Origin of the sequence: Tenacibaculum profundi, assembly GCF_052050075.1 — a bacterium.
Lineage (GTDB): Bacteria > Bacteroidota > Bacteroidia > Flavobacteriales > Flavobacteriaceae > Polaribacter.
The window spans coordinates 2,583,091-2,609,494 of sequence record NZ_CP197225.1 but is presented as its reverse complement, the minus strand read 5'-3'; the positions used below and the strand labels follow the sequence as shown (position 1 = coordinate 2,609,494).

23 protein-coding genes are annotated in these 26,404 nt (G+C 31.6%); 12 read left to right on the top strand and 11 right to left on the bottom strand.

The annotated features are described in order from the left end of the window. The first annotated feature begins 67 nt into the window (after positions 1-67). Both fbp and ACSIGE_RS10605 read left to right on the top strand, forming a co-directional pair. Positions 68-1,105 (top strand): class 1 fructose-bisphosphatase, encoded by a 1,038-nt coding sequence (gene fbp, locus ACSIGE_RS10610; protein ID WP_440879845.1) that lies wholly within the window; start codon positions 68-70, stop codon positions 1,103-1,105. 121 nt (positions 1,106-1,226) lie between these two features. Next, a complete protein-coding gene (locus ACSIGE_RS10605; protein ID WP_440879844.1) occupies positions 1,227-1,835 on the top strand; it encodes a superoxide dismutase in 609 nt (202 codons plus the stop codon). 47 nt (positions 1,836-1,882) lie between these two features. Here ACSIGE_RS10605 and ACSIGE_RS10600 read toward each other — a convergent pair whose 3' ends face one another. From ACSIGE_RS10600 to ACSIGE_RS10590, 3 genes are all read right to left on the bottom strand, one after another. Next, complete coding sequence (locus ACSIGE_RS10600) at positions 1,883-2,758, bottom strand: cupin-like domain-containing protein (RefSeq protein WP_440879843.1); 876 nt, start codon at positions 2,756-2,758, stop codon at positions 1,883-1,885. Positions 2,759-2,873: 115 nt separating this feature from the next. Beyond that, complete coding sequence (gene bioB, locus ACSIGE_RS10595; protein ID WP_440879842.1) at positions 2,874-3,974, bottom strand: biotin synthase BioB; 1,101 nt, start codon at positions 3,972-3,974, stop codon at positions 2,874-2,876. Between the two features lie 129 nt (positions 3,975-4,103). Then, positions 4,104-5,273 carry a beta-ketoacyl synthase N-terminal-like domain-containing protein gene (locus ACSIGE_RS10590; RefSeq protein ID WP_440879841.1) on the bottom strand — a complete coding sequence of 390 codons (1,170 nt, stop codon included), beginning with the start codon at positions 5,271-5,273 and terminating at the stop codon, positions 4,104-4,106. Positions 5,274-5,509: 236 nt separating this feature from the next. Between ACSIGE_RS10590 and ACSIGE_RS10585 the strand changes: the two genes are divergently transcribed. Next, positions 5,510-5,941 (top strand): cytochrome c oxidase assembly factor Coa1 family protein, encoded by a 432-nt coding sequence (locus tag ACSIGE_RS10585; RefSeq protein WP_440879840.1) that lies wholly within the window; start codon positions 5,510-5,512, stop codon positions 5,939-5,941. Here ACSIGE_RS10585 and bioA read toward each other — a convergent pair. From bioA to ACSIGE_RS10570, 3 genes are all read right to left on the bottom strand, one after another. After that, on the bottom strand, positions 5,927-7,192 hold the full coding sequence (bioA, locus tag ACSIGE_RS10580; RefSeq protein WP_440879839.1) for an adenosylmethionine--8-amino-7-oxononanoate transaminase: 1,266 nt from the start codon (positions 7,190-7,192) through the stop codon (positions 5,927-5,929). The two genes, ACSIGE_RS10585 and bioA, sit on opposite strands and share 15 nt — an antisense overlap. Before the next feature lie 39 nt (positions 7,193-7,231). Next, positions 7,232-7,843, bottom strand: a complete 612-nt coding sequence (bioD, locus tag ACSIGE_RS10575) for a dethiobiotin synthase (RefSeq protein ID WP_440879838.1) — start codon at positions 7,841-7,843, stop codon at positions 7,232-7,234. A 196-nt stretch (positions 7,844-8,039) separates the two neighbouring features. Then, complete coding sequence (locus ACSIGE_RS10570) at positions 8,040-9,194, bottom strand: aminotransferase class I/II-fold pyridoxal phosphate-dependent enzyme (protein WP_440879837.1); 1,155 nt, start codon at positions 9,192-9,194, stop codon at positions 8,040-8,042. Positions 9,195-9,300: 106 nt separating this feature from the next. Between ACSIGE_RS10570 and ACSIGE_RS10565 the strand changes: the two genes are divergently transcribed. The 3 genes from ACSIGE_RS10565 to ACSIGE_RS10555 are packed head-to-tail and all read left to right on the top strand — an operon-like array spanning position 9,301 to position 11,373. After that, positions 9,301-9,900 (top strand): MarR family winged helix-turn-helix transcriptional regulator, encoded by a 600-nt coding sequence (locus ACSIGE_RS10565; protein ID WP_440879836.1) that lies wholly within the window; start codon positions 9,301-9,303, stop codon positions 9,898-9,900. Positions 9,901-9,908: 8 nt separating this feature from the next. Then, a complete protein-coding gene (locus ACSIGE_RS10560; protein ID WP_440879835.1) occupies positions 9,909-10,646 on the top strand; it encodes an AAA family ATPase in 738 nt (245 codons plus the stop codon). After that, the gene (locus ACSIGE_RS10555; protein ID WP_440879834.1) at positions 10,621-11,373 is read left to right on the top strand and encodes a YggS family pyridoxal phosphate-dependent enzyme; all 753 of its coding nucleotides are present in this window, start codon (positions 10,621-10,623) and stop codon (positions 11,371-11,373) included. The genes ACSIGE_RS10560 and ACSIGE_RS10555 overlap by 26 nt, the downstream gene beginning before the upstream one ends. Positions 11,374-11,447: 74 nt before the next feature. Here the strand turns inward: ACSIGE_RS10555 and nhaC are convergent, their stop codons facing one another. Both nhaC and ACSIGE_RS10545 read right to left on the bottom strand, forming a co-directional pair. Then, positions 11,448-12,917, bottom strand: coding sequence for a Na+/H+ antiporter NhaC (nhaC, locus tag ACSIGE_RS10550; RefSeq protein WP_440879833.1), 1,470 nt, complete (start codon positions 12,915-12,917; stop codon positions 11,448-11,450). Between the two features lie 243 nt (positions 12,918-13,160). After that, complete coding sequence (locus ACSIGE_RS10545) at positions 13,161-14,372, bottom strand: aminotransferase class I/II-fold pyridoxal phosphate-dependent enzyme (protein ID WP_440882209.1); 1,212 nt, start codon at positions 14,370-14,372, stop codon at positions 13,161-13,163. Between the two features lie 160 nt (positions 14,373-14,532). Here ACSIGE_RS10545 and ACSIGE_RS10540 point away from each other — a divergent pair, with 160 nt between their 5' ends. Next, the gene (locus ACSIGE_RS10540; protein ID WP_440879832.1) at positions 14,533-14,991 is read left to right on the top strand and encodes an Lrp/AsnC family transcriptional regulator; all 459 of its coding nucleotides are present in this window, start codon (positions 14,533-14,535) and stop codon (positions 14,989-14,991) included. Positions 14,992-14,994: 3 nt separating this feature from the next. On the opposite strand, the gene ACSIGE_RS10535 is transcribed toward ACSIGE_RS10540, so the two are convergent. After that, complete coding sequence (locus tag ACSIGE_RS10535; protein ID WP_440879831.1) at positions 14,995-15,468, bottom strand: aspartyl protease family protein; 474 nt, start codon at positions 15,466-15,468, stop codon at positions 14,995-14,997. A 47-nt stretch (positions 15,469-15,515) separates the two neighbouring features. On the opposite strand from ACSIGE_RS10535, the gene ACSIGE_RS10530 reads away from it, so the two are divergent. Both ACSIGE_RS10530 and ACSIGE_RS10525 read left to right on the top strand, forming a co-directional pair. Further along, entirely contained in the window at positions 15,516-16,280 is a 765-nt protein-coding gene (locus ACSIGE_RS10530; protein ID WP_440879830.1) for a TatD family hydrolase, read from the top strand. 562 nt (positions 16,281-16,842) lie between these two features. Next, positions 16,843-17,763, top strand: coding sequence for a hypothetical protein (locus ACSIGE_RS10525; RefSeq protein ID WP_440879829.1), 921 nt, complete (start codon positions 16,843-16,845; stop codon positions 17,761-17,763). On the opposite strand, the gene ACSIGE_RS10520 is transcribed toward ACSIGE_RS10525, so the two are convergent. Beyond that, positions 17,760-18,206 carry a nucleoside deaminase gene (locus tag ACSIGE_RS10520; protein ID WP_440879828.1) on the bottom strand — a complete coding sequence of 149 codons (447 nt, stop codon included), beginning with the start codon at positions 18,204-18,206 and terminating at the stop codon, positions 17,760-17,762. The two genes, ACSIGE_RS10525 and ACSIGE_RS10520, sit on opposite strands and share 4 nt — an antisense overlap. Before the next feature lie 106 nt (positions 18,207-18,312). On the opposite strand from ACSIGE_RS10520, the gene ACSIGE_RS10515 reads away from it, so the two are divergent. Together ACSIGE_RS10515 and ACSIGE_RS10510 are read left to right on the top strand one after the other, a co-directional pair. Continuing rightward, positions 18,313-19,065: a UDP-2,3-diacylglucosamine diphosphatase gene (locus ACSIGE_RS10515; RefSeq protein WP_440882208.1), complete on the top strand. Its 753-nt coding sequence runs from the start codon at positions 18,313-18,315 to the stop codon at positions 19,063-19,065. 837 nt (positions 19,066-19,902) lie between these two features. Then, the gene (locus ACSIGE_RS10510; RefSeq protein ID WP_440879827.1) at positions 19,903-21,732 is read left to right on the top strand and encodes a thiol-activated cytolysin family protein; all 1,830 of its coding nucleotides are present in this window, start codon (positions 19,903-19,905) and stop codon (positions 21,730-21,732) included. 473 nt (positions 21,733-22,205) lie between these two features. Here ACSIGE_RS10510 and ACSIGE_RS10505 read toward each other — a convergent pair whose 3' ends face one another. Next, positions 22,206-24,926, bottom strand: a complete 2,721-nt coding sequence (locus ACSIGE_RS10505) for a TonB-dependent receptor (protein ID WP_440879826.1) — start codon at positions 24,924-24,926, stop codon at positions 22,206-22,208. A 462-nt stretch (positions 24,927-25,388) separates the two neighbouring features. Here ACSIGE_RS10505 and ACSIGE_RS10500 point away from each other — a divergent pair, with 462 nt between their 5' ends. Next, on the top strand, positions 25,389-26,378 hold the full coding sequence (locus ACSIGE_RS10500) for an AAA family ATPase (RefSeq protein WP_440879825.1): 990 nt from the start codon (positions 25,389-25,391) through the stop codon (positions 26,376-26,378). Positions 26,379-26,404: the final 26 nt, after the last annotated feature.

Sequence of the window (26,404 nt, the reverse complement as noted above, 5' to 3'; positions counted from 1 at the left end):
GTTTAAAATTGTTTCAGAACCTAAAAAGTTGAGATATTTGTATGTAAAACCAGAGAATTTTTAAACTATGAATAACAAGCATACCACACTTGGTGAATTTATCATCAACAATCAAAAATCTTTTAAATATTCCTCAGGGGAACTTTCGCGTTTAATAAACTCAATTCGTTTGGCAGCAAAAGTAGTGAACCACGAAATTAGAAAAGCAGGATTAGTTGATATCACTGGTGCTGCTGGAGATATTAATATTCAAGGTGAAGCTCAACAAAAATTAGACGTATTAGCGAATGATTTATTTAAACAAACCTTGATAAACAGAGAAATTGTTTGTGGTATCGCAAGTGAAGAAGAGGATAGTTACGTTATTGTTGAAGGTAAAAATAAAACAAACGAAAACAAATATGTTTTACTTATGGACCCCTTAGATGGCTCCTCTAACATCGATGTAAATGTTTCTGTCGGAACAATTTTTTCTATTTATCGAAGGGTCTCTCCTGTCGGAACACCAGTGACAGAAGATGATTTCTTACAAAAAGGCAGTGAACAAGTTGCAGCTGGTTATGTAGCCTATGGCACTTCAACTATGTTGGTATTTACCTCTGGAAGCGGCGTTAACGGTTTTACACTAAACCCAGCTATTGGAACTTTTTACTTATCTCACCCAAACATGAAATTTCCTGAAATAGGAAAAATATACTCCGTAAGCGAAGGTTATTTTACTCATTTTCAAGAAGGAATGAAGCGATTTTTAATTCACTGTAAAGAATTAAACAAAAAAGACAATAGACCTTACACCGCAAGATATATTGGATCTTTAGTTTCAGATTTTCACAGAAACTTAATCAAGGGTGGCGTGTATATATACCCCGCAACCGCTATTAATCCAAATGGTAAATTACGTTTACTTTATGAATGTAATCCAATGGCTTTTATTTGCGAGCAAGCCGGAGGGACCGCTTCTGATGGATTTACAAGAATTCTTGACATTAAACCAACGGAACTTCATCAAAGAGTACCTTTTTATTGTGGCAGTAAACAACTGGTTTCAAAAGCAGAAGGCTTCATGCAAGAATTTTCATCGAAAGAAAAGCCTGTTTACGAATAGAATTCATTATTTTTATAAGAAAGGTATTTTACACAAAGCGAATGGTTGTTTGCCTTGTTTTTTTACCCTAACTTTACCTACGTAAAATCAAAAAAATAAAACTTTTAAAAATTAAGAAATTATGGCTTTTGAATTACCAGAATTAGGATACGCGTATAATGCTTTAGAGCCTCATATAGATGCTAGAACGATGGAAATACACCATAGCAAACACCATGCGGGCTATACAAATAAATTAAATACAGCAATTGAAGGAAGTGATCTTGCAGAAAAATCTATTGAAGATATTCTCTTGAACTTGGACATGAACAATTCAGCAGTTAGAAATAACGGTGGTGGTTTCTATAATCACTCTTTATTTTGGTCAGTTATGAATCCTGAAGATAGAGGTTACTTGTCTGGAGAGTTAAAAGAAGCTATTGAAGCTGAGTTTGGGTCGAAAGACGAGTTTATTAATGCTTTTTCCAAAGCCGCTGCTACTCAATTTGGTTCAGGATGGGCTTGGTTGTGCGTACATAAAGGAGGGAAAGTTGAAGTGTGCTCTACACCAAATCAAGATAATCCGTTAATGCCAAATGTTTCATGTGGTGGGACCCCTATATTAGGACTTGATGTATGGGAACATGCTTATTATTTAAACTACCAAAATCGTCGTCCAGACTATATTGAAGCTTTTTTCAATGTAATTAATTGGAATGAAGTTGAAAGAAGATATTCTGCTGCCAAATAAAAATAACAATAACAAGAAAAATATGTCATCGACACATATTTTTCTTGTTATTTTCTTATAACTTTAATTCTATTGTTAGTTCGAACAATAGCTTGTTCATTTTTCCAATCAATCCATTTTTGTCCCTTTAATCTTCTCATAATGTTATCGATTGTTCGCATTATGAAGACATTATAAATGGCTTTTCCTAAATTTTTAGGAGTTCTCGCAATAGCTCTTAAACTCATAGAAAATCCTGGGGTTATGTACCTCATATAATGCCACCATCCTTCTGGCATATACAAAACATTTCCATGTTCTAACTCTGCAACATATCCCTTTACTTTTTTTAATGCAGGCCATTTTTCAAAATCGGGATCATTAAAATCGATATCTTCTCTTGTAATTAATGAGTTTGGAATTTTATAAAGATATTTATTTTGCTTTTGGTCAAACAAAATACACTTTTTTTTGCCTTCAAAATGAAAATGAAAAATATTAGCTAAATCAATATCATAGTGCATAAATGTATATGAATTCTTACCTCCAAAGAATAACATTGGTAATCCTTTCATTAGCCTTAGTCCAAAATCAGGAAACTTAAAGTCTTTTTGAAGTTGCGGCACTTCTTTAAGAATATTCCACAGAAAAATTCTAAATTTTGTAGGTTCTTTTTTTAATAAATCTACGTACTCGCTCATTTTCATGACAGCGTGTGGTTCATTAAACCCGTCCTTATAATCGACAGGTCTGTCATCATATAAAGGAACCTTCTTGTCTCCAGCAATGTCTTTCATATAGTCTAGTGACCATTTTGAATACGCGGGCCAATCTTCTATAAATCGCTCAATTACAACTGGTTTCTGAGGTTTAAAATATTTTTTTATAAAATCCTCCTTTGTAATAGTTTCAACTCTATCAACTTTTGTTAATTGTAGTCCCATTGATTCCATTTTTTCTATGTGTAAAATTAAGAAATTGTTATGAAATTTTTTGTATTATACTTTGTAAAAAAAATTGTTTTTGGTATGTATACTTACTTTTCAGGGAAAAAGTTAATTACTTCTTACGGAATTCTAAAGCCTGTTTCTTTTTTTGCTCATTTCTTTCAATTTTATGACTTGGTCTTGTCCATCTCGGCTTCTCTCCTAGTGCTTTAAATTTAGATTTTTCGGCTTCTATTGTATTACGTTGCTCATGTTTAAAAAAGGCTTTTTGAGGGTTCAATCCAAGCTCTTCAAACATCTTCATATCTTCATTAATGTCAGGGTTTGGTGTTGTCAATAACTTATCTCCGGCAAAAATAGAATTAGCTCCAGCAAAAAAACACATTGCTTGTCCTTCTCTTGACATTTGTGTCCTTCCAGCCGATAAGCGTACCTGAGATTCGGGAAGAACAATTCGTGTTGTAGCCACCATTCGAATCATCTCAAAAATATTTAAAGGAGGCTGATCTTCCATAGGTGTTCCTTCCACAGCAACTAAAGCGTTTATCGGAACTGACTCAGGATGAGGAGAAAACCTTGTTAATGTTTCCAACATTCCTGCTCTATCCTCTAAGCTTTCTCCCATTCCAATAATACCTCCTGAACAAACCGTTACGTTTGTTTTTCTTACATTTTCGATTGTATCAATTCTGTCTTTAAATGCTCTCGTTGAAATCACGTCATCGTAATAATCTTCAGAGGTATCAATATTATGGTTATAGGCATACAATCCTGCTTCTGCCAAACGTTTTGCTTGATTTTCAGTTACCATTCCCAGCGTGCAACACACCTCCATATCAAGTTTATTTATAGTTCTAACCATTTCTAATACTTGATCAAATTCAGGTCCATCTTTAACATTTCTCCATGAGGCCCCCATACAAACCCTTGAAGAACCTCCAGATTTTGCTCTCAATGCTTGGGCCTTTACTTGATTTACTGTCATAAGATCATTTCCTTCAATATCCGTATGATATCGAGCTGCTTGCGGACAATAACCACAGTCTTCTGAACAGCCTCCTGTCTTTATTGATATGAGTGTACTAACCTGCACAGTATTAGGATCATGATGTTTTCTATGCAATGAAGCAGCTTCATATAAAAGCTCCATCAATGGTTTATTATATATCGCTAATATCTCCTCTTTTGTCCAGTCATTTCTTACATCGCTCATAAACTTATGTTTACTTGTTTATTTTTTGATTACTCAAAAGTACTAATAATTAATTTATACTTTTAAATTTTTACTGAATAAGTGTACCCGGAAGACTTATCATTCAACATTTAAATTCTTAAACATTTATTAATTATCTATTGTATTTCTGCTTATTAAAACTGACACTGCATTGCCACCAAAACCAACAGCGTTTATCAATACCTTATTCATACTTTTTGGATCGTCTTGCTTTTCGACAAAAGGAACATGTATTGCCTTTTGATTCTTAATCATTAATACAGCAAGCTCAATACTAAGCAAACCAGAGGTCGCAAAAGTATGTCCTAACTTCCATTTATTCGTAGTTAAAAAAGGAATATTTTGTCCAAATACCGCCCTAATTGCATTCAATTCAGAAAGGTCTCCCTTTACAGTTCCTGGTGCATGCATGACAATAGCATCAATTTCATTTTTATTTGTATTTCCTATTGCCATTTTCATTGATTTTTGAAAACAATCCGCATTTGTCGAAATAGAAATATTATGTTTTAGAACTTCTGTCGCGTATCCCACTCCTTCAATGATTGCTTCTGCAGAAGGTATTACACCTAATTCTAAGCATAAAATTGAAGCCCCTTCACCTAATACCATCGTATTCTGTCTTTTAGTAAGATCAAAAGCTTTACATGGGTAATTTTCTGTATTATTAGCATACACTTTTAATGCTCTCATTTGGGCAATAGTAAACTCCGTTAAAGAGGCTTCACTCCCTCCAACTAAAAACTTATTTGTCATTCCTGACAAAATCCACGCAACACCGTTCAGTAAAGAATGTAAACCAGTAGAACAGGTTATTGAGTGAGATATTTCTGGACCTCTTGTTTGCTGATCATGTGCTATCCATGACGAAATATTTCCAAGGGTGGTTGTTGGTGAACTTATTGTCGAAGATCTACCTGTTTCTAAAAATTCTTTGTGATATTTTTCAAATAATGAAGTCGCTCCTCTTGAAGATCCTATATTTATTCCAAAGTTATCCTGCGGTTGCCAATCTGTATTTTGAACTGCTTTTCGAGCGGCAAATAGTGCATATAAAACAGAATTATCCAAGTTTTTATATCTTACATCTGAACATCTTATTTTTTCGATGAACTGTTTATCTTCTTCTGGAATCTTAGCTATCCATACTTCAAAATTTTCATAGTTTTCTAACTTTAGAAAATGTTCATCATTTTTGTAATTATTCCATACTTTTTCATGACTGCTCCCTAACGCAGATATTGAGCCTATTGAGGTAATCGATATTTTTTTATTCAAACTCAAAAAATTTTGACAAAAATAAAGCTAATTAGCTCCAATTTCCGAATATATACAACTGATTTTATCTTTCAATCTCTTTCTTCCACAAATCAATAAAATCGCAACGTCAAAAATCTTAGCTTTAAATTAATATGACTTTATTCGTTTAGTAGTTGCTTAAGTCGTTCTAAAACTTTTAAATTTGAATCAAAAATCACTTGAAAGCAATTTAACCTAACACTATCTAAATTATTATGTCAGATGAAAATCAGAGAAGTTGGTTTAGCAGAAACTGGCTTTGGTTTATACCAACTAGTGGATGTTTGGGTATTATTTTATTTTTAATTTTCGGAATTGGTTTTGCTTTTTTCGGAGTTTCAAATATGATTAATAATTCTACACCCATTAAAAATGCTATAGAAAAAGCAAATAATAACACTAGGGTGACCTCTATTTTAGGGGCACCTATTAAAAAAAATGGAATGCCTAATGGTAATATTTCATTGTTTAATAGTGATGGAGAAATAAGCTTTGCTATCCCTATAAAAGGTAGTAAGAGCAATGGCATTCTTGTCGTAAATGGCATTAAAACTAACGGAAAATGGGTTTTTGAAGATCTATATGTAAAAATCACAAAAACTCAAGAGAAAATCAACCTAATTGAGGAGGCTCTAAAAAGTATCTAAAGCCTCTTCAATTGTTTCATATATCTTATCTAATTCATCATTATTAATAATAAATGGGGCAAGTACATAAATTGTATTTCCTAAAGGCCTTAAGCAAACTCCTCTATTCATAAAAAAATTAAATAATTGGTAGCGAAGATTTCCATAACGCTCCATTTGAATATTCAAATCTAAAGCAAAAATCACACCTAACTGACGAATTTCTTTGACATTAGGATGACCTTGTATTTTTGCACCAAAAACTTTGTGAGCTTCAATAATTTTTTCAATTCGATCTTGAATCTCTTTACTATTTAAAAGCTCTATACCAGCTAATGCAGCAGAACAAGCTATTGGATTTGCAGAGTATGTATGTCCGTGAAAAAAGCCCTTTGCCAATTCATCACTAAGAAAAGCACTATAAATAAATGACGAACAACTAGTTATAGCCATAGGAACTAAACCTCCTGTTAATGATTTTGACAAACATATTATATCTGGTAGGTTATTTAAATATTCAGAAGCAAAATTTTTACCTGTCTTTCCAAAACCAGTCATTACTTCGTCTGCAATCGTTACTACTCCATAGTCTTTGGCTAATGCCACTAACTCATCTAATAGCTTAGCACTATGCATTTGCATTGCTGCAGCACCTTGAACTAAAGGCTCAAAAATAAAAGCAGCCACTTCAGCTTCTTCTAATAAAGTTTTGAACTGGTTTTTTACCACTTCAAAATTATCCATATTTGGTACTGGAATACGGGATACATTAATTAAGAAATCTTCAAAGGGCCCATTATAAACAGAAAGCCCTGAAACAGACATTGCTCCAAATGTATCTCCATGAAACCCTCCTTCAAAAGCAATTATTTTATTTTTTTTATGACCTCTATTAAAATGAAATTGCAAAGCCATCTTTATGGCAACGTCAACAGAAGTGGATCCGTTATCTGAAAAAAATATTTTCTCCTGATTGTGAGGTAATATTTTGATTAATTCTTCAGATAATTTTACCGCTGGCTCATGGGTAAATCCAGCAAATACTACATGATCAAGCTCCCTCATTTGCCTAGAAACTTTTTTTGTTATATACTCATTACAATGCCCATACATACAAGTATACCAAGAAGCAATACCATCAATATATTTATTTCCTCTCTCATCGTAAAGAAACACTCCTTTTGCTTTAGTTATGGCAATATGATCAGGATGTAACTTATGCTGAGTCAATGGATGCCATAAATGTTTTTTATCTCGTTCGCTTAAAATCATTTTTATCATGCTTTACTCTATAAATAGTGAAATGTATGTCTAAAGCTTTTCCCTGAAAAGATCAGCATACTCTTTGATCACATTTTTATCAAAATAGGGTTCTTCATCAATCCTTCCAATAACCTTGACATCGGTCATTTTCTCAATAATACCCTCTGTTGTTTTATGCTCTTTTCCTGAATAAATTACGGATACGTCGTACCCTTTATCTTTTAGTAAGTTTATAGTTAGAATCGAATGATTTATACTACCTAGATAATGACGAGAAACTACAATAACTTTGTATTCTGGTTCAATTAAATCTAAAATAGTATTTTGATCATTTAATGGAACCAGTAACCCGCCGGCCCCTTCAATTACAATATTATTTTTTGTCTTTGGCTCACAAATGAATTTCAAATCAATGGAAACACCATCTATTTCTGCCGCCGCATGAGGACTCATTGGAGTATGGAGTGCATACGAATTTTCATGAAAAATAGATTTTTTACTTGATACTAAACTTCTAACTTTATCTGTGTCTGAATTAGCTAAATCCCCTGCCTGAATAGGCTTCCAATAATCAGCTTCTAAAGCTTCCACTAAAATTGCTGAAGCAATTGTTTTACCAACCTCAGTGGATATTCCAGTAATAAAGTATTTCTCTTGCATTAAAAATTATCTTTTTAAAATTTTATTAATAAATTTTTTCTTCACGAAAAAGAGAAATATCAATAAAATACACCTAGCTACTCCTATGCAAATGATAGTTTCATATACCTATTCAAAAGAGTTTCTAATTTCCTTGTTTATTCTTGACTCTCTTTTTATATTAATTGTAATCTCTTTGATCTTTTTCATTTTTTCATTACGAAACAAAGGTAGTGAGCTTACCTAAAACTTTGGTTATTTGATCAAAATTATTATAACTATGTAAACAAAATCGTAGGCGTTCTTTTCCTTTAGTGACAGTTGGAGATAGGATTGGCTTAACATCAAACCCATTTTCATATAAGTTCTGAGCTATTTCTTTAGTTTTTTGATTTCCAGAGATTATACAACAATGAATAGCAGACGAGCTCTCTATAAAATTAAGATTTAACTCATACACTTTTTTCTTAAAAAAATCAATATTAGAATGAAGTTGCCCTCTACGCAATTCTCCCAACTTTCCTTGTAAAAACTTATGTGCGCTCCATATCGCGGCTAATGAATGAGGAGCTAAGCCTGTTGTATAAATAAAACTTCTTGAATAATTCACTAAGTAGGTTCTTAAATCGTTACTTCCCAAAATAACTGCCCCATGACAACCTAAGCTTTTTCCGAATGTTAAAATTCTTGCAAAAATTCTATCCTCCAATTTTAGGTTTTGGATAATCCCTAGCTCTTTTTTATCAGACAAACCTATAGCATGGGCCTCGTCAACAACAAAATAAGCCCCATATGACTCACATATCTCAAGCATTTTTTTTAAATCAGGAGTATCTCCATCCATAGAAAAAATAGACTCTGTAACTACATATATTTCCCTTGAGGTAAAAGCTCCTTCTGAAGAAAACTTTTGAAGTATATTTTCGAGTTTGGTACTATTATTATGCTCAAATTTATACGATTGAGCATTAGACAATCTTATTCCATCTCGAATAGATGCATGAATCAATTCATCAAACAATATTATATCATTTCTTTGAGGAACACACGAAAAAAAACCTAGATTTGCATTATACCCTGAGTTAAATATAAGTGCAGATTCAGAATTATGAATAGAACAAAGTACTTTTTCTGTTAAATCGTATAATTGATGATTTCCTGAGAGTAGGCGCGAACCCGTAGCTCCATTTAAGTCCACTTCATTTTTCATTAAAAATTCATATACCTCAAGACGAATCTCTTTTGATTTCGCAAACCCTAGGTAATCATTAGATGAAAAGTCTACTAAATTATTCGTCTCTCCTAGAGTTCTAAGAGAACCTTCTATTTCTCTTAAACTTATTTTTCTCTTTAACTTTTTTGGAAACTCCATAAGGCAAAATTAAAACAAATCAATTCTTACAGAAAAAAATATAGTTCTTTTCCTTGGAAACAATAGTTAGGATTACTAATTTTGTAATCGTAATAACTTTTTTCAAATGTCTTCATTCAATCCTATAACTCAAGGCAAAAAAATAGATAGTAAAATTATTGTTTCACTAGAACGTATTTCTGAGGCATTCCGAGTTCTGTTATGGGATGAAGGTAAAAAAAACTCTTTGAGTCCAATTCAAATACAAATTCTAATATTCCTGTTGTTTCATAAAAAAGAACAATGTAAAGTGAGTTACTTGGCTAAAGAATTTAATATGACAAAAGCTACCATAAGCGACAGTATAAAAACGCTTCATAGAAAAGAACTCATTAAGAAAGAAAATGATTTTAATGATACAAGAAGCTACACGATTTCCTTGAGTAAAAAAGGACTCGTTCTGGCCAAAGAAAGCGCTATTTTTACAACACCTCTAGAAAAAGCTATCGAAAAATTGAACCTCGATAAAAAAGAAATAATTTTAGATGGTTTGTTAGATTTAATTTCCTCTTTGAACAAAGTTGACGTAATAACCGTTCAACGGATGTGCAAAACCTGTAATAACTACAGTTTTAAAAACAGTAGTCATTATTGCAAATTACTAGAATTAGAATTAAATAAAACTGAGTTAAGAGTTGATTGTCCAGAACATGTTTCCAAAGAATAATAAAACTTATGAGCTACGATATAATAACCAATCCAAACTCTATAAAATTAAGTTTAGATGAAATTCATCTGGACAATAACAATAAAGAAAAGCTACAGCAAGTTATAGATGAAGTTAGCTACTTCAATATTTTAAATCAGTACGGACTAAAAATAACTAATAAAATACTTCTTCACGGTGCGAGTGGGTGCGGTAAAACAGCAACTGCTAAAGCGATTGCAAAAAAACTAAATAAAAAAATAATAACGCTTGATTTAAGTGAGTTCATTTCAAGTAGATTAGGAGAGACCTCTAGAAATATAAATAGTTCTTTTAAAAAGGCCGCAAGAGAAAATGCAGTTCTTTTTATAGACGAATTCGATTCGTTAGGAAAACTAAGAGACTACGAAACAAAAGATTCCGGAGAAATGAAACGTGTGGTAAATACCCTTTTACAACTTATTGACCAAATCCCCGATAATGTTTTATTAATTTGCGCAACAAATTTTATTAAAATAATTGACCAAGCTCTATTGCGACGTTTTGAAATCAAACTCTCCTTTAACCTGCCTACTAAAAGTCAACTAGAAACCTTTTATAATGAGATATTAGATAAGTTTCCAAAGAATTTACATGAAATAAAAAGAACTTATCAAATATCATATGCAGAAGCTAAAGATTTGGTAGAAAATCAAGTTAAAAAAAAATTAATAACCCAAGAAAAAGCGAAAGAAACACATTATGAAAACAAATCCATTAATAATTGAAAACATTAATAAAATACAACATAGAATACAAAAAGCTTGCACGGAAGCCAATAGAGAGGTTAACGAAGTAAGGCTTCTTTTAGCCACAAAAACCGTAAGTCCCGAAAATATTAAAATTGCTTTATCAAAAGAAAAACTAATCGGAGAAAATAAAATTCAGGAGATAAAAGAAAAATTTGATAGTCTTAACTCAATTACTCATCAAAAACACTTTATCGGCCATTTACAAAGTAATAAAATCAAAGATATTCTCAAATACAATGTAACATGTATACAATCTGTAGATCGATTAAGTCTTGCTGAAAAGCTACAAAAAAGACTTGTTCATGAAGATAAGCATATAGACATATTAGTTCAAGTAAACACCTCTGATGAAAAGAGTAAATTCGGTATTTCTCCTGAACTAGCCATTAATTTAATAAAAGAAATCGCTTTATTTGATAGAATTCATATTAAAGGACTTATGACTATTGGTGTTTTTAGCTCTAATGATGAAGAAGTAAGAAAGTGTTTTCAAAAGCTCAAACTATTACAACAAAAAATAATCTCAGAAAACATCCGTAATGTTCAAATGCATGAACTTTCAATGGGGATGAGTGGTGATCTTGAAATCGCCATAAAAGAAGGAGCTACAATCATAAGAGTTGGAACAGCTATATTTGGAAAAAGGGCCTACCCAGATAGCTACTACTGGAATGAAAATTCTGATACAAGTTTAAAAATCTAACACTATCACTAACTATCCCACTTGATAAAGTTCTTTTCGTTTAGAAAAGAACTTCTTTATAAAGCTTCTCTTTTTTATTTCTTCTTTGATAGCTGTCGAACCTTGAGTCCGAACGCCGCAAATATTAATGTCATAAATGGACTTAACCAATTAAAGATTGCAAATATTGCATACTCACTAACCCCAACTCCTAAAACACCAGATTGATATGCCCCACAGGTATTCCAAGGAATTAAAACTGATGTTACAGTACCCGAGTCTTCCAAAGTTCTACTAAGGTTTTCAGGAGCTAAGTCTCTATCTTCAAACGCTTTTTTAAACATTTTACCTGGAATTACAATTGCTAAGTATTGATCTGATGCAATCGCGTTTAGCCCTAAACAACTAACTACCGTACTTGCAAATAAACCAAATATGTTTGAAGCTAAGGAAAGTAACGTTTCTGTAATTTTTGAAAGCGCCCCTATTGCATCCATAACGCCTCCAAAAACCATTGCACATATTATCAAACAAATAGTCCACAACATTCCCTTCATCCCTCCTGCACTAAATAATTCCGTTAATTTATCGTTATTAGTTACAATTTGAATATCGGTAAAAATAGCCTTAAAAATTGATTGAATTTTTGAGTCCGATAAGTTAGTTAAGATATCAGATTGGAATACTAAAGCAAAAATTGCTGCTAATACAACTCCCGTACTCAAAGCAAATAATGGTTTGGTCTTTAAAAGAATTAAAACAATTACAGATAATGGGACTACAAAAAGCCAAGGAGTAATATTAAATGAACTATCAATTGAACTAAGTAAATCACTTATATCTGCATTACCCGAAGTTTCAATCGTCCCACTTAAAACGGCAAAAACGATAAGCGCAATTAAAATAGTAGGAACTGTTGTATATGCCATATATCTAATATGTGTAAATAAACTTGTTCCAGCCATTGCAGGAGCTAAATTTGTTGTATCTGACAATGGAGACATTTTATCTCCAAAATAAGCTCCTGAAATTACTGCTCCTGCAATCATTCCAGAAGGAATACCTAATGCATTTCCAATTCCAACTAACGCAATACCAACAGTAGCTGATGTGGTCCACGAACTACCAGTAGCGATAGAAATAATAGCAGCGATAATAACGGATGCTGGTAAAAATATTTCTGGTCTTAATACCTGTAAACCATAATACACCATCGCAGGAATAATACCACTAATCAACCATGTACCTGCTAAAGCTCCCACTAAAAATAGAATCATAATCGGTACGAAGACGCTTTTCCAATTTTCTATAACCTCGTCGAGCATACTTTTAAGAGGTACTTTATTAAACAATCCCATCACGGCTGCAACAGTTCCTCCAATTAGCAAAATAAATTGATTTGAATAATCACCTAACCAAGCACCGTCAGCAAAAAAAATGTTATATGATAAAAGTAACATTAGAAATAAAACAGGTATTAGAGCCTGTTTAAGGCTTAATTGATTGTCGTCGATTATTTTTTGATCTCCAATTTTAATTTCAGTTATTTTTTTCCCCTCTTGCATTTGAAACTAATTTAAGGCTGTAATGTTACTATTTTTAAAAGAATTACACAAATCGAAACTTCATAGCTTGTTTTTTTAGTGAAAAAACAATGACAGAAGCAAGTTTTTATTGCACAAATACAACAATTTCCTCTTCTAAAATTTCTTTACTCTTACTGTTTATCAAAATCATACAACTATAATTACGATCTTTTTTAGAATATAAAAGATCGTAATTATCTAAAAAATATTTACATAACCTGACTAAACAACTTTTTCAAGAACACCTACTTTTATCATACATTCTTTAATCATCCTATAAGTTCTCTGAATATCGTTATCTAAGCCAATTGAAAATCGAATCAACCCGTCACTAAGTCCCATTTCTTCTTGTTCTTCATATGGAATTTCAGACGAGGTTGAAGTCCCTGGAGCAGAAAAAAGAGTCTTATAAAAACCTAAGCTTACTGCTAAATAACCAATATTTACCTCTTGCATCAACTCCATTAATTGATTCGCTTTATCAAGAGATCCTGCATCAATAGTTAGCATTCCTCCAAAACCGTACTCATTATTCATCATTCGCTTGAAAATATCATGAGACGGATGTGATAACAATCCAGGATATACTGTTTTTATACCATCTTGCTCAAATTTCTCCGCCAAAAACAATGCGTTTTTACTGTGTTGTTTAATTCGGATATGTAATGTTCTCATATTTTTTAATATTGAAGCTGATCTCATCGAATCAATAGAAGCCCCCAAAAGCATGCTAGCTCCATCAATTACACTTTTTTGAGCATTTACAAACTCTGCAGTTCCACAGATCACCCCTCCCATTGTATCAGAACTACCGTTGATGAACTTTGTTAAACTATGAATTACGACATCAGCCCCTAACTTGTGAGGAGAAATTGATAGTGGAGAAAATGTATTATCTACAACCAGCTTCAATTTATATTTCTTGGCAAGTTTTGCCAATGCTAGTATATCTGCAACCTCTAGTAGCGGGTTACTGACAGTTTCACAATAAATCATTTTTGTTTTAGGACTGATAGCCTGTTCAACCACATCAAGCTTAGTTATATCAACAAATGAAGTACTAATATTCATTCTAGGAGTAAAGTTTTTTAAAAACGCGTAAGTTCCCCCATAAATAGTTCTGCTTGAAACAATATGATCTCCTGCTCCACATATTTGAAGTATTGTTGGCGTAATAGCTCCCATACCAGAGGCTGTTACATTAGCCATTTCTGTTCCTTCCATGGCTGCCAAAGCTTCTCCTAAATACAAATTTGATGGAGATGAATGCCGGGAATAAAGATAACAACCATCTGTATTTCCCTCAAAAGTATCAAACATGGTTTTAGCACTTAAAAAGGTATATGTTGATGAATCAGAAACAGAAGGATTTACACCTCCATATTCTCCAAAGTATTGTAGATCTTGAATATTATTAGCTGGCTTAAATTCCATTAGAATAAGGTTTATAAATTTAATTACTAAATTCATTTTTAAAAGACTAAAAATCAACATAAATACACAAGAATAGATTATATTTTTATATTTACGCTTTACTACCGAAAATTTAAAATAAAAAAAAGCCTTATTCAACACATAATAGATTATTTTTCAGATGAAATTAGACCAAAAAGACAAAAAGCTTCTTAATCTTTTACAAGAAGACAGTAAGCAAACAACAAAAAGCCTCTCCTTAAAACTAAATCTTTCTGTTACAGCAATATATGAAAGAATAAAAAAACTAGAGAAAGAAAAGATTATTAGGCAGTACACTGCTCTTCTTGATAAAAAAAAGATAGATAAAGCTTTAACGGTTTTTTGTAACATCAAACTTGATAAACATACTAAAGAACATATCACCTTGTTTGAAAATGAAATAAATAAACTTCCTGAAGTTATTGAATGTTTTCACGTAAGTGGTGAATTCGATTATATTTTAAAAATCTATATTAAAGACATGGAATCATATAGAGAATTTATGATCAATAAAATAACAGATCTAAAACATATTGGCAGTACGCATAGTGTTTTCACAATAAGTGATATAAAAAATACAACAACCATTAATTTATAGAAATTAAAAAGGTAGAGCAATAACTTTTTTCTTTTTAACCTTTTTAAGAAATAATTTTTTCTTACTGTAATCAATAATTGCTTTTCCTGCACCAAGAATGTCAGCTCCTATAATCCCCTGAACCTCTGAAACATCTTGCTGCCTTAAGGCTTCATTTACATGAGATAAATCGAAAAGGACCAAGTCGCAGTCCATTGTTTTCCAAGAGCCTATCTTTATATTATTATTGGATGATTTTTGAGTTTCCATTCCTAGAGCACCAGCCCCTGCTGCTTTTACATCCGTCTCCTCAGAAGTAAGATTAAAATGGTTTTTTAAATCAATTCCAATACAAGAACTTGAAGCCCCTGTGTCTAAAATAAAGTTTCCTTTAACTCCATTTACTTTAACTACAACTTCAAGATGATTAGTCTTAATTTGCTTTAATTTAATTTCCGAATACTTCTTTTTCTTTAATATTTTTTTCAAACTCGCCATTTCTTGTACTTTTGTTTCGCAAAGATACAATCCAATTCACAAATTCTATGATTACTGATACACATACGCATTTATACTCCGAACAATTTGATGAAGACAGAGAAAGTGTAATGGAAAGAGCTAAAAAGATAGGTGTTTCACGTTTTTTTATTCCAGCCATTGACAGTTCATATATGGATAGAATGTTAGACCTGGAAAAAAACTATTCAAATAGTATTTTTTTAATGATGGGTTTACATCCAACTTCAGTAAAAGAAAACTACAAAGAAGAACTTAATTTTGTAAAAAAATGGATTGATAAAAGAAACTTTTATGCAATTGGTGAGATAGGTATTGACTTATACTGGGATAAAGATTTTTTAAAACAACAGCAAGATGCTTTTAGAATTCAGATCCAATGGGCGAAAGAAAAAAAATTACCCATTGTTATTCATTGTAGAAATGCTTTTGATGAAGTTTTTGAAATTTTAGAAGAAGAGAAATCTGACAGCTTATATGGAATATTTCATTGTTTTACAGGAACCTTTGAGCAAGCTCAACAGGCAATATCATACAATATGAAGCTAGGTATCGGCGGTGTTGCTACCTTTAAAAACGGAAAGATTGATAAATTTTTGAAACAAATCGATCTTAAAAATATTGTTTTAGAAACTGATGCTCCTTATTTAGCTCCTACCCCATATAGAGGTAAACGTAATGAGAGCAGTTATATTACTAATGTAATAGATAAGTTAGTTGATATTTACGATATAAGCTTTCAAGAAATAACTGAAATCACTACGCAAAATTCAAAAGACGTGTTTGGTGTTTAAGTATTTTTTTAAGCATTTTGAAAAACATTTTTATAAGTAATAATATACTTGGTTCTATTATAACTCAAAACAAAAAAACCACAAGCAACTAAAAAACAATACATTAACTTGTGTTTTTGCATTTTTTTTGTATATTGTCAATGAAATTCTAACTAATTTTTAAATCCCCTTAAAATGAAAACAAAAAAAAGCGTCTAAAATCCCCATTCACTCCAACTTAGAAACTTTCAATAAATTTAAATCATCTATTTGATTTAGGTAAAAACAATGATAACAAGTTTTAGTATCATCAATATTATTTCTTGCTATGATGTAATTAAGTACTCAAATATTAAGAAAATCATCCCTAAAATGGAAAAAACAAACAAATATCTTAGAGACAGTTAACTAATTAACTGTACTTAGCATAACTCCACATGAATTTTTAATGAAATACAATTGAATAAATTTTCAATTGCTACCATCATATTGCATAAATCTATCTCTTATACATGAGTATTCTCATTTGCAAAGAGTATAGAAAGTAACTTAATAAACTAGATTAAACTTTAAATTCTCAAAAATGAAAGTAATTGTATTTATAATCTCATTTTTATTTCTTAATAACTTAACATCTCAAAATATTAGCTACAAAATCAAAAACCTAAGTTTAAATACAAAGGACTCAGAGATAGCACCAACTTTTTATAAAAACAACACTCTCGTTTTTGCTAGACCAATAGCAAACAATTCTAATAAAAGATTAAAATTTTTCAACTTATTTAAAACTGACGAAACTAATTTACTTTATTCCAATTCAACTAAAAAAGTCATTCCTTTTTCTAATGAAATTAACACCTTTTTCCATGAATCAAATGCTGTATTTACAAAGGACTATAATACTATATACTTTACAAAAACAAACGCAAAGAAAAGGAGACCTGGTAAAAAAGACTCAGAAGGCTCTGTTGTTTTGAAAATTTATACAGCAAATTATATAAATGGTAAATGGAAAAATATAAGAGAGCTCCCTTTTAACTCCGATAATTATTCTATAGGACACCCTGCATTAAGTAATGATGATAAAAAATTATTTTTTACCTCGAACATGCCAGGTACCCACGGAGAGTCAGATATATTTGTTGTAGATATTTTAGACAACAATAAGTACAGTACTCCAAAAAACTTAGGAAGACAAATAAATAGTTCAAAAAAAGAAATGTTTCCCTTTATTGATGAAAACAACAACTTGTATTTTTCATCCAATAACAATAACGAAGACTTAGATATTTATTGCTCTAAATTCAAAGATGGCACATACGAAAAACCTCACAAGTTAGACTCTCCTATTAATAGTAATGCGGATGATTTTGGTTTCATCAAAAAAAGAAACCAAAATAAAGGATATTTTTCTTCAAATAGATACGGAGGAAAAGGAGGTGATGATATTTATTATTTCGCACAAAATAATTTTACTTCAAGGCCCAAACCTAATTCTGATTAATTTAAATTCCTTTTTTCGATAAAAAATTTTTTTAACAGAAAACTACATTCTTTCTCCAGAACTCCTTTCTTTACTTTAGTTTTTGGATGAATTTTAGTAGCTAAAACAGAAAAACCTAATTTGGGCTCAGAGGCACCGTAAACAATTTTATCAATCTGAGTCCAATAACTTGCTCCAGCACACATTTGACATGGCTCTAAAGTTACGTAAAGTGTACAATTCTTCAAATACTTACCTCCTAAGTAATCAGCTGCTGCCGTAAATGCTTGCATTTCTGCATGAGCTGTTACATCATTTAAAGCTTCAGTAAGGTTATGGGCTCTAGCAATTATTTGATTGTTAAAAACAATAACTGCTCCAACAGGAACCTCACCTTTATCAAAAGCAACATATGCTTCTTGTAAGGCTTTTCTCATAAAGTATATATCATCAAATGGTTTCATCTAAACTAAGTTACTATGAAATTTTCAACAAAAGTAACCAAAATTAAACTGCATTAACTGAGATCAAATTAGTTATTTTTGTCTAAAATTATACGATTTGATCTCAATTACAATTTCTGAAAATAAAAAAATCTATTTTGCCTCTGATCAGCATTTAGGAGCTCCTAGTAGAGAGATTAGCTTTCCTAGGGAACAAAAATTTGTTAACTGGTTAGATATCGTAAAAGAAGATGCACAAGCTATATTTTTACTTGGAGACTTATTTGATTTCTGGTTTGAATACAAAACTGTTGTCCCTAAAGGTTTTGTAAGGGTTCTAGGTAAACTTGCGGAAATTAGAGACAGCGGCATTCCCATCTATTTTTTTGTTGGTAATCATGATTTATGGATGAATGATTATTTTCAAGAAGAACTTAACATCCCTGTTTTTCATAAACCAAAGGAATTTCTTATCAATGATAAAATATTTTTAATTGGACATGGAGATGGACTGGGGCCAAACGACAAAGGCTACAAACGAATGAAAAAAATATTTACTTTTCCTTTGTTTCAATGGATGTTTAGATGGCTTCATCCTGACTTGGGAGTTCGGCTCGGTCAGTACATGTCTGTAAAAAATAAACTAATTTCTGGAGATGAGGATGCGATGTTTTTAGGAGAAGAAAACGAATGGCTTGCTCAATATTGTAGGAGAAAGTTAAAAACCAAAAAGTATGATTTTTTTATTTTTGGACATCGTCACCTGCCATTAAATATTGATCTCACAGAAGAAAGTAAGTATATAAACTTAGGAGATTGGGTTAAATATTTTACCTATGGAGTTTATGAGAAAAAAAACATAGAATTAAAAGAATTTTAAACTCTTAACTTCACATTCATTATAAAAAACACCTCATAAAAAGTTAGCACTTATAAATTCATAGGGCTCTCTTAAAAAATAATACTATCACTAGAAAAAAGATATAGATCTTTTTGAAACTATAATTATAACTATCATTACAAATGATAATAGAAAAGTTTTAATAGAATCGTTAATGTAAATTTGTAAAGTATTATTCATAACAATACCTAGAGGACTTTAGAAGAAAAGCCTAATAAACTCAAAATATTAATCACTTACAATGTAGCTTTTCATCAAACAGGAGATATAAAAATACCAAAAACATACTGTTATCACTTTTCTGATTACCCTGAATTAAGTTCAGTGAAAACTTATTATCTTATAAAAATTTCAGAAAAAAAAGTACAATTTATTGAAAAAAACTGAAGTAAAACCTTAAAACAGGCAGTAACTCGAAAATGTATACGAACCCTTACTCTTATATTTCTAAAGCCAAAATAGCATGAGCTACTAAAAAACATCAATAAAACGAAACCGAAAAGATTTCAAGAAGTAATCTGATACTTTAAAAAAGAGTTGCGACATTATTTCATCAACTTTATAAATAACCTATCACAAGACTCAACTATTAGAATAACTTCGTTAATAACAATTGAGTATATCAACAAATTGCTATTTAGAACAACATTAATAATGCTAAAGGCAATACCACTTAATACTTTAACAAATGATAATAAAAAGCTAGATTAAGATGATTCAAATACTTATGTAGGCGGTTCAAAGTAATTTTATTTCAAGAGCTATGTAATTATTGAATATTTATAGAGCATAAAAAATATTTAATAGAGAGTAACTATGGATTTTAAAAAGAATTCTTTCTTTAATAAAGAAAGGCACAATAAGAATTTTCTTCTAGAAAAGAAATTTAATATTACTAGTATAAAAAGAAAATTAAAAAACACTAAAACACTAACTTTTATATCATTAGGATCTTTATTTTGGTTATCATCCTGTGACAGCGAAGATCTAGATCAAAAAGAATTGGATAATCGAAGTGATGTACCAATCGCTCAATTTTTAAATGACAATATACCTGATGGAATATCTAATGTTAGGGTTAGGGAGCTACCTATTAAAACTGCTCCTTTCAAAGCTAATGTTGGAACTCCAACCGAAGAAAATTGTGTTGAGCAAGAAGTTTCTTTTAATCAAACAGACTCTGATTTCTTTGTATTAGATGCGAATTCTTCTTTATTATGGCCAGGTAATCTTGTATCTTCAAAATCGATTAAAGACGGAGACCCAAGAGTTATACCCATAACAGGAGTATATAGAAATCCTATACAAGTTCGAGTTAATGCATTAGTAGGAACTAAAGAAAAAACCTATGCTAATATCAACGAACCAACATCAGGTAAAGTTCAAGATAGTCTGAATAATATTTTATATCGCTTGAATAAAAAAGTAAATTTCCCTGCTAGCTTTGAGATTTCTATTCAACAGATTCATGATCAAAAACAATTTCAAATGGCCTTAAAAGCAGGATATTCTGGGGCAAGCGCTGATGTTGCTGGTAGTCTTGGAGTCGACTTTTCTAAAGAGAGAACTAGATTTGCTGTTACCTTAAAGCAACGTTTTTTTACCGTTTCTGTTGAGGGAAAAGAAAATATTATTGGACTTAACGGATGGTTAAAAGATAATGTTGATTCAAAAAGGCTAGATCCATATGTGACTGACTTTAAGCAAGTACCAGAAGATGAGAAAAACCCATCAGGATATGTAGAATCAGTTACTTATGGTCGTATGTATACATTAATTTATGAATCTACTCGTTCTGCAACCGAAGTAGAAGCTGCATTGAATTTTGCATATAAATCTTTAGGTAATTCGGCAGACGCTTCAGCTGAAAGTAAGTATAAGAGTGTTTTTAGTGAATTTAATGTCATAGTAAAACAATTAGGAGGTGACGCAGAAAATGGTATACTTTCTACTATATCAGCAATGGCAAATAATTTAAATGAGGTTGTACAATATTTAAAAGAAGGAGCTAATGCTTCTGCTAGTAATCCAGGATACCCGATTTCTTATAAAGTAAACTACACATATAACAATAGTCCTTTTAAAGTTACTTCAAATTTAAGTTACATTAAAAAAGACTGCGATTTAGTTTACTATAATAATATACGAGTAGATCCTACAATGGTCGCCTATTATGGTTATGATCACGGAACTGATGGAGCTGAACTATTTGGAAGTTTTTATGTAGAGAAATATAACAAAGATACACAATCATGGTATTTGACAGGTAAGAAAATTGATTGGGGGTATGGTATCGAACCCAATATCGGATTAGATCATTATGTGTTTGACAAGAAAAAACATGTGGCACCTGGGAAGTTTATTGATTTTAAAGCAAGAGCGAAAGAAGGTGAGCGTTTTAGAATAGTATCTAGGATAGGAGAATGCGATGCAAGTTGTTATGTTTATCGTGATGGACAAATATCATCTAATGAGTATGAATATAATGCAAAAGAGAAAAAATGGTTTGACATTACGAAACATAATATATACGTATCAGATTATAGTATAGGTGAAAATATTGGCAGCAAAACATGGAACGGAACTAAAACTGAAATCGAAGGGTACCCTTGTTATTTAGATTATAACACATACATTTTACCATAATACATAATGCAAAAATCGCTAACTTATCGTTAGCGATTTTTTTTCTAAATCTAAAATGATAGCATTTTAATTTTAAATTAACCGTCAATAGTAAAAATCCGGTTTTTTAAAAAGAATTAAACTAATCATTTTAGAAGATTTTAAGTTTTTTGCAAAACAAGTTTCACAGTTTCAAAACACCTCACTAAAAAACAGAATTGGAGTAATTGTTTATTAAATAAAAGAAGTATAAGTTTTAGAGAAAAAATTATTAAAAAACAAGATAGAACGAAAAAAAACGATTCGGATTTAAAAGAACAATATTCAATATTTAAAACTAAATAATTAGAACTTTTGAATGCAGAGGGAATAACACTAAAATTAATAAATAAGAGTGCAATAATGCTAAAGAGCTTTAAAAAGAAAAAGAAGGCAATTATATTACCTTCTTTTTGAAAATTATATCAACTAAGAACTACCCTATTAAATTTAGTTTAGAACTTAAACGTTAAACTACCTCTAAACGAAGTTCCGTTAAAACCAAACTGATTGACTTCCCATGGATATTTAAAACGTCCTCCTAAATTAGTTGCTGGATCTCCTTTAGGATCTATCTCGTCAGGAAAAACATCAAATAAATTATTTACTTGTGCTGAAAAAGAAATTGAATCACTAAAATCATATCCTAAAGAAAGATTCGTTACAACCTTTCCTTTGAAGGTTTGATCTTTAGCTGGGTCTGAAGCATGTTGCCAAGTAACCTCTCCAAAATAAGTATTGTTCAAATTCGTTTTAAATTTACCTATTTTATAATCTCCCCCAAATAAAAATTTCATGTTAGGTCTTGCGCTTATAACTCGAGACTGTTCTTTTCTATTGAAAATTTTATTTTTATATCCACCCAAACTAGTCGGAGTCTCTGTATCCCCTTCTAAATTGGTTCTATTAACGTTTAAAGCCAAGTTAAGACCAAGCTTGCCCGAAGCAAAGTCTATGTTTTTATATCGCATGGTATAGTCAAACCCTTGAGTAATTGTGTTAATAGCATTGATAAAAAATTTAATACTTTTAATACTATTATCATCCAATATTTGTTGAACAGCAGCATTAGCAACCCCATTATCATCCTCACCGTTAATTTCTCCAGAGAACAATACCCTATCATCTACTCTAACATTATAGTAATCTAGTGAAATTGTAAAATTAGTTGACGCTTTCACTGTTAAACCCGCTGAAATATTCTTAGAAGTTTCTGCAAACAAAGGCGCAACACCTAATCTTCTAACAACAGGGCTAACATTGTTGAATGTTCCTTGATTTTCTATTCTACCTCCTGTAACAAGAGTTTGTATGTTACTTAAGAATACCTGATGTAATGACGGTGCTCTAAATCCTGTACTATAGGAAGCTCTTAACACTCCTGCTTCTCCTAATTTATATCTAGAATTAACCTTCCAAGAGGTATTTCCTCCAAAATCAGAATAATTCTCATAGCGAACAGCTCCTCCAATCAAAAAACGTTCAGAAATATCCCAATCTAATGTTCCATAAGCTCCAATATTAGTTCTTGTTTCATTTAGAGCATTACTAGGTTGTATTCCTGGAAAAGATTGTGCTCCACCACCTACATAAGATTCCGATTGTCCTTCAGTAACCTTGAAACGTTCTTGACGTGCTTCAACTCCAGCCCCCATGGTAACTTTACCAAAACTTCTATTTACATCTAAGTTTCCAATTATGTTACCAAAAGCATAAGCGCCAGCATCAAATTGGGTAGGGCTATTTGCACCAAGACTTGGATTTATCGTATTACCAATAGTATAATCGACTTGATTCATCCCGTATGTTGTGCTTAAATCAGCATTAAACCCTCCAATTGCAAACTGGCCTCCTGCCGTAAATAAAATATCTTTGATATCCGTTTCAAAAGTAGGCTGAAAACCTTGATAAGCTCCAGTACCATCGTAAAGAACATTATCTTCCGAAGAATTTTGCCCTGGTATTCCTGGAAAATAAGGTGTTCTATACAGGGCAAAACTTTTTCCTTGCCTTATATTAAAACCTCCAAAAGCATAAAGCTTCGTATTTTCATTAAGCGGATACTCAGAATTAAGATAAATATCACCTTTCTTCATTTCTGGTTGCCCAATAATCATTCCTAAATCAGGATTCTCTCTCAACCAATCTGTATTACCATTCAATATATCTGCTCCTGTAGCTATAACACCGTCAGTCGCCAAATAACCATCTGCTGCACCAATTGGTATTGCTCCTGAGTCATATAAAGAACCAAATAAACCATCACCTCCAGGCGAACCAGCTCTATTTGTGTAATCTTGATAACCAACGCCTAAAGAGGCGTTTAAAAAGCGCCCTTCACCAAAAGTAATCGTATGATTTACATCAGCATCAGCATTAAAACCATCTCCTCGTGAGGTTATTCCTGAATTAATGTTAACCTGAGTGTAATCGATATTTTTTTTCAAAATAATATTTACCACCCCTGCTACCGCATCAGATCCATATTGAGCAGAGGCTCCATCTCTTAATATTTCTACTCTCTCAATAGCTGCTGTGGGAATACTTTTCATATCAGTACCAACTTCACCTTTTCCTGGAGTATCATTCACATAAACTAAAGCACTCTGATTTTTTCTTTTGCCATTTACTAGCACCAAGGTTCTACTTGGACCTAACCCCCTCAAATCTGCTGGGTCAAAGTGTGCTGTAGCATCAGAAATTGTTTGGTTTGTTGAATTATAAGACGGCACAGCAAAAGTTAACATTTGATCAATATTAGTTTGACCTGTTGCTTGCAATTCACGTACTCCTACATTGTCAATAGGTACAGCTGAATCTAAAATTGTTCTTGGCTTCGCTCTATTTCCTGTAATCACCACCTCATCTAAAATACCTTTATCTTCCTCCAAAATAACTTTAACACTTGCTTTATCATTCACTGATACCTCTTGTGTTTTGAAACCTACCGAGGAAAATACAAGTATAGTTGGTAATTTAGCTACATTAATGGAAAACTCTCCGTCCATATTTGTTTCTGTCCCATTAAGAGTTCCTTTTATTATTACGTTAACAAAAGGAATGACATTACCTTGTAAATCCTCAACTTTACCAGATATTGTCTGAGCCATGATTGTTGTAGAGTAACAAATTAAAAGCAATATGAGCCATCGCTTTTGATTGATTTGTTTGTTCATTTGTGTATTAATTTAATTATTGATTTTTTTATCCCCCGCGTCAAATAAAGATCTAACAATAAGTTAGATCTACAAAAAATTAGTTGTTATTTTTTACTTTTTCAATTATTTAAACTGAAAATTAAATACGAATTAAATTCAAAAAATAAAACCACAGAATTACATTATTTTAATTAATGTCATTCTATCTATAGGTGAAGTCTAAGTATTACGATGGTTATAGCTATTTTATCATATTCTAACTGAATCCCCCTAACTTTTATGTTAAAATTATATTATAGCCGCTGCTAATTAACAAAAACAAATTAAAAAACACAAATATTAAAATTATGATAAGTACGTTATATATTTATTTTTTATATAAATCATTGATTTTTCAGGTTTAACCATACTTTAACAAATCAAAAATTCTTAATATTGTAGTTTTGTTAAACGTAAAGCTAAGAAAATCTAAAATATTTTATGGACGTAGATGTAAGAGCAATTAATGAAAAGATAGCACAAGAAAGTGCTTTCGTTGACTTGCTAACAAACGAAATGAACAAGGTTATTGTTGGTCAGAAGTATATGATTGAGCGTTTGTTAATTGGTTTATTAGGAAATGGACACATCCTATTAGAAGGTGTTCCTGGATTGGCAAAAACACTGGCTATAAACACGCTTTCAAAAGCTGTTCAAGGAAGTTTCAGTCGTATTCAATTCACCCCTGATTTACTTCCTGCGGATGTTGTAGGAACGATGATTTATAATGTTAAAGAAAACGATTTCGCTATAAAAAAAGGCCCAATCTTTGCTAATTTTGTGTTAGCTGATGAAATTAATAGAGCTCCTGCAAAAGTGCAATCGGCTTTGTTAGAAGCAATGCAAGAAAGACAAATTACAATTGGAGATGAAACTTTCAAACTGGATGAGCCATTTTTAGTTATGGCGACTCAGAATCCAGTTGAACAGGAAGGGACTTACCCTTTGCCGGAAGCCCAAGTAGATCGTTTTATGCTAAAGACGGTAATTGATTATCCAAAAATTGAAGACGAGCAATTAATTATGCGTCAAAATTTAAACGGAAGTTTCGGAAAGGTAAACCCTGTTGTTTCAATAGATCAAATTATAAAAGCTAGAGCATCTGTCAATGAAGTATATATGGATGAAAAAATAGAGAAATATATACTTGACATCATATTTGCAACACGTTATCCAGAAAAATACAACCTAGAAAAACTTCAACCCCTCATAAGTTTTGGTTCTTCTCCACGTGGTAGTATTGCCCTTGCAAAGGCTTCAAAATGTTACGCATTTATAAAAAGAAGAGGATATGTTATTCCAGAAGATGTAAGAGCTGTTGTCTATGATGTATTGAGACACCGAATAGGAATTACTTATGAAGCTGAAGCTGAAAATGTTTCATCAATAGACATTATTACCTCAATAATAAACGAAGTACAAGTCCCTTAAAAACAAACCAAAACAAGCATACTCTA